General features: G+C 68.0%; 1 pseudogene (only partly in view). It reads right to left on the reverse strand.

Going from position 1 to position 678, the window contains the following annotated elements:
* Positions 1-678, reverse strand: a pseudogene (locus EOC06_RS14975) (amidase); its annotated part runs 357 nt beyond the window's last position; the annotation flags it as partial.

Consider the following 678-nt stretch of genomic DNA (forward strand, 5'->3'; position numbering starts at 1 on the left):
CGATAGGCCTGGAACTGCTCCGGCGTGCTGTCCACGTAAGGCGCCGGACCAGGCACCGTCGGCAGGACAAGGAAGCCGTTCTTGCCGAGCAGGGCACTTAGTTCGCCACGAAAGGTCAGACGTCGCACCTTCTCGGCCTGGGCTGCCTTGTCGTCGACGGCGCGGCCAAAGCCGAAACGCTCCTCTACGCCCGGGCCGAGGCCGCGCTCGCCGCTGGTGATCCATTCGCCATGCACCGCCCAGGCCTCCCTGGCCTGCAGCCGGCGAAAGCACCAGTAGAGTTCATCGGGAGATGAGGAGAAGCGGATTGCCGGCGTCACCGGCGCGCCGAAGACCTTGCCCGCCAGCCCCTTCATTTCACCATATTCGGCAAGCGCCGGTCGGGCGACCAATCCATCCAGCCAATCCAGCGCCAGCGGCCGGTCCAACACGTGCTGGTGCGGATCGCGGCCGAGCAGCAGCTTGCCGACGGTCTCATAGGTCTCGATGTCGTCGGCGAACCAGCCGAATGTGTCGAGGCTCGGCGCCAGCTTCATCGTGCCGTCGAGCGGAATGCGGCCATGCGTGGTGCGCAGCCCGATCAGTCCGCAAAAGCTCGCCGGGGCGCGGATCGAGCCGCCGGTGTCTGAGCCGGTGGCGATATCGGCCAGCCTGCCCGCCACCGCCGCCGCCGACCCC

It is taken from the genome of Mesorhizobium sp. M7A.F.Ca.MR.362.00.0.0, from assembly GCF_004023175.1.
GTDB lineage: Bacteria > Pseudomonadota > Alphaproteobacteria > Rhizobiales > Rhizobiaceae > Mesorhizobium.